We start from the raw sequence: 6,418 nt of genomic DNA, 5'->3' as shown, positions 1-6,418 counted from the left end.
GGCCGCGCCTTCACGGTCCCGCCGTCGGCCGCCGCCGCGACCGGGGCCGGCGAGCGTAGGAATGGTCGCTCCAAGACGGCCGAGAACCCGATCAGATCTACGGTCGACGACGGGCAGGCAGCGGCGGCGAGCGCCGGAGGCGTGCCTCGGCTCGTGGGCGGGCTGTACGTGCCGCCCGCGCCGCCGAACGGGTTCAACGACCCCGCGCTGCGCGAGCGGATCCTCGCCCAGCACGAGGTGATCGGCGCGCAGCGCGAGCCCGCGGGCTTTCGGGAGGAGGTCGAGCTCGTGCTCGACGTCCAGCGCGGCACCTACCGGGACCGCAGCGGCGGCGCGTACACGAGCCCGCCCGTCGAGGGGGCCCAGTTCGACCTCTGGCTCCTCGCGTCCAGCGGCGGCGAGAGCGCCCGCGTGGCCGGCGAGCTCGGCCTGCCGCTCGCGGCCAACTTCCACGTCAGCCCCGCCACCGTGCTCGACACCGTCGCGGCCTACCGGGAGGCGTTCCGGCCCGGCGTGCTCGCCGAGCCCTACGTGATCGTGTCGGCCGACGTGCTCGTCGCCCAGACCCTCGAACGCGCCCGCGTCCTGGCCGAGCCGTTCGCCGACTGGGTGCTGTCCATCCGCCGCGGCGAGCGCGGCGCCATCGCCTACCCGTCGCCGTCCGCCGCGACCGCCTGGACCGACCGGCCCGATGCCGAGCGCGCCCTCGTGGCCGACCGCGTGGACACGCGGATCGTCGGCGACCCGGACACCGTCGTCGAACGCCTGGAGACGCTTCAGCGCGTCACCGGCGCCGACGAGCTGCTGGTCACCACCGCCACCCACGACCCCGCCGAGACCCGCCGCTCGTTCGAGTTGCTGGCCCACGCCTGGGGGACCGGCGACCGCGCGACCACGAGCCCCGGCACGGTGGCCAGCGGCGTCTGACGACCTACCCGTACCGAACGAAGGAGAACCCCATGCCCGTCGAGTTCCTCGGCATCGCCGCGACCAGCGACGCCTCCGAGACCACCGCCCGCACCACCGCGCCGTTCGACCCCGACTACCTCGTGCGCATCGCGCGCGCCCACCAGGACAACGGCTGGACCCGCATCCTGTTCGCCTACGGCTCCTCCGGGCCTGAGCCGGCGGCGCTCGCGGCCCACGTCGCCGCACACGTGCCCGACATCGAGCTGCTGCTGGCGCACCGGCCCAACGTCTCGTACCCGACGTACGCGGCCAAGACGTTCGCCACCCTGGACCAGCTCTCGGGCGGGCGGCTGTCGGTGCACTTCATCTCGGGCGGCAACGACCACGAGCAGGGCCGCGAGGGCGACACCCTCACCAAGGACCAGCGGTACGCCCGCACCCGCGAGTACATCCAGATCGTGAAGCGGGCCTGGACCAGCGCGGAGCCCTTCGACCACCACGGCGAGTTCTACGACCTCGACGACTTCGTGCTGGACGTCAGGCCCGTCGATGGCCACGTACCGACCATCTCGTTCGGCGGCTCCTCGGATGCCGCCTACCCCGTGGGCGCCGCGGAGGCCGACATCTACGCGGTCTGGGGCGAGCCGCTGGACCGTACCGCCGGGCAGATCGCCCGCGTGCACGCCGAGGCGGCCGCCGCGGGCCGGGCCACGCCGCCACGCATCCACGCCGCGTTCCGGCCGATCATTGCGCCGACGGAGGAGCTGGCCTGGGAGAAGGCCCACCGAGTGCTCGACCGCATCGAGGCGCGCAAGGCTGCCCAGGGCGGCGTCCTGAGCCGGCGCCACCCGATCGACAAGCCGGAGAACGCCGGCTCGCAGCGGCTGCTGGAGATCGCCGCCCAGGGCGAGCGGTTCGACACGGTGCTGTGGACCGCCACCGCCAAGGCCACCGGCGGCGCCGGGAACTCGAACGCCCTGGTCGGCACGCCCGAGCAGGTCGCCGAGGCGCTGCTCGCGTACTACGACCTGGGCGTGCAGGTGATCTCCGCGCGCGGCTACGACCTGCTCGACGACGCGATCGACTTCGGCCGCTACGTCATCCCGCTGGTCAAGGAGGGCGTGGCCGACCGCGACCGCGCCGCGGCGCCGTCGGACCCGGCTGCGGAGGTGGCGGCCTGATGCGCTTCCAGGTCCTGGACATCGCGTTCAACCCGCCCCACCCCGTCACGGGGCGCGAGGTGCCGCCCGCCGACCGGCTGAACCGGATCGTGGACACCGCGGTGCTGGCGGAGGAGCTCGGGTTCGACTCCTTCGCGGTGGGGGAGCGGCACGCCGGCCCGGTGCTGTCCTCGGCCCCGACGGTGCTGCTGGGCGCGATCGCGGCCCGCACGTCCCGCATCCTGCTCTCCACGGGCGTCACGGTCCTGTCCCTGCACGACCCCATCCGCCTCGCCGAGGACCTGGCCACCATCGACCAGCTCAGCCGCGGCCGGCTGGAGATCGTGATCGGCAAGGGCAACGAGGACCTGCAGTACCCGCTGCTCGGCCTGGACATCGCCAAGCAGTACGAGTACCTGCGCGAGAACTACGAGCTCCTGCGGCTGCTGCTCTCCTCCGAGGACGTGACCTGGGAGGGGCGGCACCGGCACCGGCTGGAGCACGCCACCACTCTCCCGCGCCCGTTCGCGGGGCCGTTCCGCATCTGGCACGGCTCGGCGACGTCGCAGTTCGCCGTCGACCTGGCGGCCGAGCACGGCGACCCGATCGTCAGCGCCAACGCCCTGCAGCCCCGGGAGAACTACGCCGTGCTCATCGACCGGTACCGGGAGCGGTACGCGGCCGCGGGGCACGACCCGGCGTACGGGTTCGTGGGCGCGGGCTCCGGCGGCCTGTTCCTGGCCGACTCCACCGAGGAGGCCATCGAGCAGTACCGGACCGTCTACGAGGGCCAGGTGCGCCAGCAGGCCTCGCGCAAGCACGCGCCGGGCGCCATCGGCAAGGTGACCAGCTTCCCCACGCTGGAGGACGCCGTCGAGCGCGGCCCGGCGCTGGTGGGCTCGCCCGAGCGGGTGGCCGAGAAGATCCTCGACTACCACGCGACGTTCGGGCACGTGCTGCAAGCGGTGTCCGTGAACCACCTGCTCGCCGCGGCGCAGCAGGAGGACGTACTGCGGCGGTTCGCTGCCGAGGTGATCCCCGTGGTCCGGACGCAGGTCACCACCGACCTGTGGGGCCCGCGCGACGCGCGGCGGGCTGCCGGCTTCACAGCCCGCGAGGAGCACGCGCCCGCTCCGGGTCGCGCGGCGGACGCATACCAGCGGGTCACGGGTTAGCCGGCGTTGTGAACCAGGCCCGTGATCGCCTCGGACCCGACCTGGGCCGCCACCACGGCAGCCCGCGCCCGTCGACCGCGAGGTGGATCTTGGGGTCAGACCTCCCCGCGACCGGCCGATCGCCTCATCAGCGACCGCGAGGTCTCGGAGGTACTGAAGGAGAGCGTCGACGGCGACGCCCGGAATGGCGCACCGCCCGCACGTCACCGGTACAAGATCGACGAGATCCTCGTCGACACCGGCTTGCTGCGCAGACTTTGCGAGCAGCCGTGCGACGCGGCGCCGACGGCATCGAAGACCTCGTCTCGGCCCTGGAGCTCTCGACGCAGAGACCGGGCCCGGCGGCCCCGGCAAGCACAGCGGCGCGATCGACGCCGTGCATCGCGGGGCCGCCGGATTGCGATGAAATAGGCCTCTGCGGTCGTGCCCTGACCGGTCCAGTCGAGGCGGCCGGGCGTCGTGTTACAGAGCTCAGCAGTGCCCACCGATCGTGGCGGTGTGGTAAACACCGTTCCATTTGATCGAGCCGGCAGTCGAGATGCAGTTGTTCGGCGCGTGCACCCGGACACCACCCGCGTAGTACGAGAAGTTTCCGCCGTCGTTGTCGAATCCGCTGGTCTCGTTGCACTCGCCGTCCCACACGGTGTCGGCGCAGCGGACGATGGAAACGTAGGTCTGGGCTGCGACGCCGTAGGAAGCACCCGTGTGAACGACCATCGCGCAGTTGTTGCCCGTGCTGCTGTTGTAGTAGAGCTCAAGGCGGCCGATGCCCGAGTTCGCGCCGCTTGGCGACCTGAGGGGCTCAGAGTCGACGCGCGTGCTGGTGCACGCACTGGCTGCCGACGCGTTGGGAGCGTTCGCAACAGAGAATGTCACCATCGTTGCGAGGACCAGGACAAGCGTGGCCATCATCCCCGTGATGCGTCCCGAGGCGTGGCGCTGCTGAAGGAGGTACATTCCGTTCACCTTCCGATCGGGTACATGCCGCGATCGCGGAGTATGCCATGAATATTCGCTTTTGGGACCGCAATGGGCCGTGCTCGAGTCTTCCGGTGACGACACCTGGCACGTCGCTGCACGAGGGCTGGTGCCCGAGGCCGAGGCGCAGGACAAGGCCCGCTGGGTGCGCGAGGAGCAGGTCACGGGCCGCACGGCGCAGATCCTGCTGGAGCAGATCTGGAACCGCGACCTGTCGGCCTACGACCCGGACGGCCCGCTGCCCGACGTGGAGCCCGCACTCGACGCCCCGTCGTTCATCGCGGGCCGCGCGCTGTGGCGGACGCCCTGGACGACTTCGTGCAGAACGACGGCTCGGACGGGGTCGTCATCGGCTCGCGCCTGGCGCCGTCCGGCATCGGCGAGCTCGTGGACGACGTCGTCCCGCTGCTCCAGGAGCGCGGCTCGCTGCGCACGGAGTACGAGGGCACCACGCTGCGCGACCACCTGGGCCTCCTGGCACCGGCCCGGGCAGCGAACACCGCCCGTGCCGCCGATCCGGACCGTGCGCCCCGCGAGGCGGCCCGGGCGCTCTGGCCGCCCGGAGCAAGCTCACCAGAAGTGGGCTTCTACCCGGCGCTTCGGCCCGAACCGGGGTGGTCTCCGGGCCGGATCGCTGGGAGAAGCGCACCTTGGGTCGCGGCGACCTACGCTGCGCCGACGGCTGCCGCCCGGCGCGTCAGCGGGGCGCGCAGCCCCAGGTGCTGGCGCAGCGTCGTCCCGGTGTACGACGCCGGGTACGCGCCCCGCTCCTGGAGCTCCGGCACCACCCTGTCCACGATGTCGTCCAGGCCCGACGGCACGATCCACGGGCTGATGTTGAACCCGTCGACGGCGCCCGTGCGCACCCACCGGATCAGGTCCTCGGCCACCGCGGCCGGTGTGCCCTGGAACCCGCGCTCGCTGCTGTTCCGCACCACGAGCTCGCGGATCGACAGGTGCTCCGCCTCGGCCAGAGCCCGCCACTGCGCGGCGATCTCGCGGGTCCGCGCTCCCGTGGTGGCCGACCCGCGCTCGCCGCCGAGCTCCTCGACGACCGGGTCGTGCGCGGGCAGCGGGCCGTCCGCGTCGTAGTCGGACAGGTCCTCGCCCCAGATGTTGCCGACGATCGACAGCGCCGTGGCCGGCGTGACCTGGTTCCAGCGCACCCAGCGGGCCTTCTCCTCGGCGTCGGCGGGCGTGTCGCCCACGATGATGCCCGTGCCCGGGAAGATCTTGACGTCGTCCTCCGGCCGGCCCGCGGCCACGGCCCGGCGGCGGATGTCTGCGGCGAACTCCAGGGCGTCGGCCAGCACGGCGCCGTGCCGGGAGAATATGACGTCCGCGTTCGCGGCCGCGAAGTCCCGGCCCTGCGGGGAGTCCCCGGCCTGGAAGATGACCGGGTGCCCCTGCGGGCTGCGCGGTGTGGTGGGGTCCAGCTCGACGTCGAACAGGGCGCTGTGCTGCGAGACGTGCGCCACCGCTCCGCTGAACGCGTCGCTGCCGCCCGTGTCCGGGAACGCGTCCCAGATCTGCCGGGCGATGTCGAGCTGCCCCTGCGCCCGCTCGTACCGCAGGGCGTGGTCGAGGTAGCCGCCACGCCGGAAGTTGGCCCCGGTCCAGGCGTTGTCCGTGGTCACGACGTTCCAGGCGGCGCGGCCGCCGGACAGCACGTCGAGGCTCTGCAGGCGCCGGGCCAGGTCGGCAGGGTCGTTGTACGTGGTGTTCTGGGTGGCGACCAGGCCGATGTGCGTGGTGATCGCGGCCAGCGCGGCGAGCTGCGTGATCGCGTCCGGGCGGCCCACCACGTCGAGGTCGTGCAGGGCGCCGCGCGACTCGCGCAGCCGCAGGCCCTCGCCCAGGAAGAATGCGTCGAACAGCGCGCGCTCGGCCGTGCGGATCACGCGCTCGAAGGTGGCGAAGTCGGTCTGCGACCCGGACTCCGGGTCGGACCAGATCGTGGTGTGGTTGACGCCCTGGAAGAAGACACCGAAGTGAACCTGGGCGTCGGGGCGGGTCACGGGGAGGTCGGTGACGGGCAGGTTGGTCATGGTGGGCTCCTCAGGCGGTCGGCACGTCGGCCAGGACGCGCGTGTCGTAGCGGTTGGCGGGGCGTGGCAGCCCGAGGGACTCGCGCAGCGTGGCCCCCGGACGCGGGGCCGCGACGAGCCGTGCTGCCCGCAGGGCGGGCAGCACGTC

5 protein-coding genes are annotated in these 6,418 nt (G+C 72.7%); 3 read left to right on the top strand and 2 right to left on the bottom strand.

Translation table 11 applies throughout. From position 1 onward, the window contains the following. From PROKR_RS03730 to PROKR_RS03720, 3 genes are all read left to right on the top strand, one after another. Nucleotides 1-927, top strand: a 927-nt coding sequence (locus PROKR_RS03730; RefSeq protein ID WP_051432642.1) for an LLM class flavin-dependent oxidoreductase, incomplete at its 5' end; no start/stop codon positions are given. Between the two features lie 32 nt (nucleotides 928-959). Then, nucleotides 960-2,090, top strand: a complete 1,131-nt coding sequence (locus PROKR_RS03725; RefSeq protein WP_036959630.1) for an LLM class flavin-dependent oxidoreductase — start codon at nucleotides 960-962, stop codon at nucleotides 2,088-2,090. Next, the gene (locus PROKR_RS03720; protein WP_036959628.1) at nucleotides 2,090-3,244 is read left to right on the top strand and encodes an LLM class flavin-dependent oxidoreductase; all 1,155 of its coding nucleotides are present in this window, start codon (nucleotides 2,090-2,092) and stop codon (nucleotides 3,242-3,244) included. Before PROKR_RS03725 ends, PROKR_RS03720 begins: the two co-directional genes overlap by 1 nt. 471 nt (nucleotides 3,245-3,715) lie before the next feature. Here PROKR_RS03720 and PROKR_RS30490 read toward each other — a convergent pair whose 3' ends face one another. Together PROKR_RS30490 and PROKR_RS03705 are read right to left on the bottom strand one after the other, a co-directional pair. After that, nucleotides 3,716-4,201 carry a hypothetical protein gene (locus PROKR_RS30490; protein ID WP_051432641.1) on the bottom strand — a complete coding sequence of 162 codons (486 nt, stop codon included), beginning with the start codon at nucleotides 4,199-4,201 and terminating at the stop codon, nucleotides 3,716-3,718. A gap of 686 nt (nucleotides 4,202-4,887) precedes the next feature. Beyond that, a complete protein-coding gene (locus tag PROKR_RS03705) occupies nucleotides 4,888-6,270 on the bottom strand; it encodes an NtaA/DmoA family FMN-dependent monooxygenase (protein WP_036959624.1) in 1,383 nt (460 codons plus the stop codon). Nucleotides 6,271-6,418 lie beyond the last annotated feature (148 nt).

The organism is Promicromonospora kroppenstedtii DSM 19349 (assembly GCF_000515355.1).
GTDB lineage: Bacteria > Actinomycetota > Actinomycetes > Actinomycetales > Cellulomonadaceae > Promicromonospora > Promicromonospora kroppenstedtii.
This window is presented reverse-complemented; position numbering and strand designations above follow the sequence as displayed.

Coding starts and splice junctions, on each gene's coding strand:
- PROKR_RS03725 (WP_036959630.1), top strand. CDS start 960: ATGCCCGTCGAGTTCCTCGGCATCGCCGCGACCAGCGACGCCTCCGAG.
- PROKR_RS03720 (WP_036959628.1), top strand. CDS start 2,090: ATGCGCTTCCAGGTCCTGGACATCGCGTTCAACCCGCCCCACCCCGTC.
- PROKR_RS30490 (WP_051432641.1), bottom strand. CDS start 4,201: ATGTACCTCCTTCAGCAGCGCCACGCCTCGGGACGCATCACGGGGATG.
- PROKR_RS03705 (WP_036959624.1), bottom strand. CDS start 6,270: ATGACCAACCTGCCCGTCACCGACCTCCCCGTGACCCGCCCCGACGCC.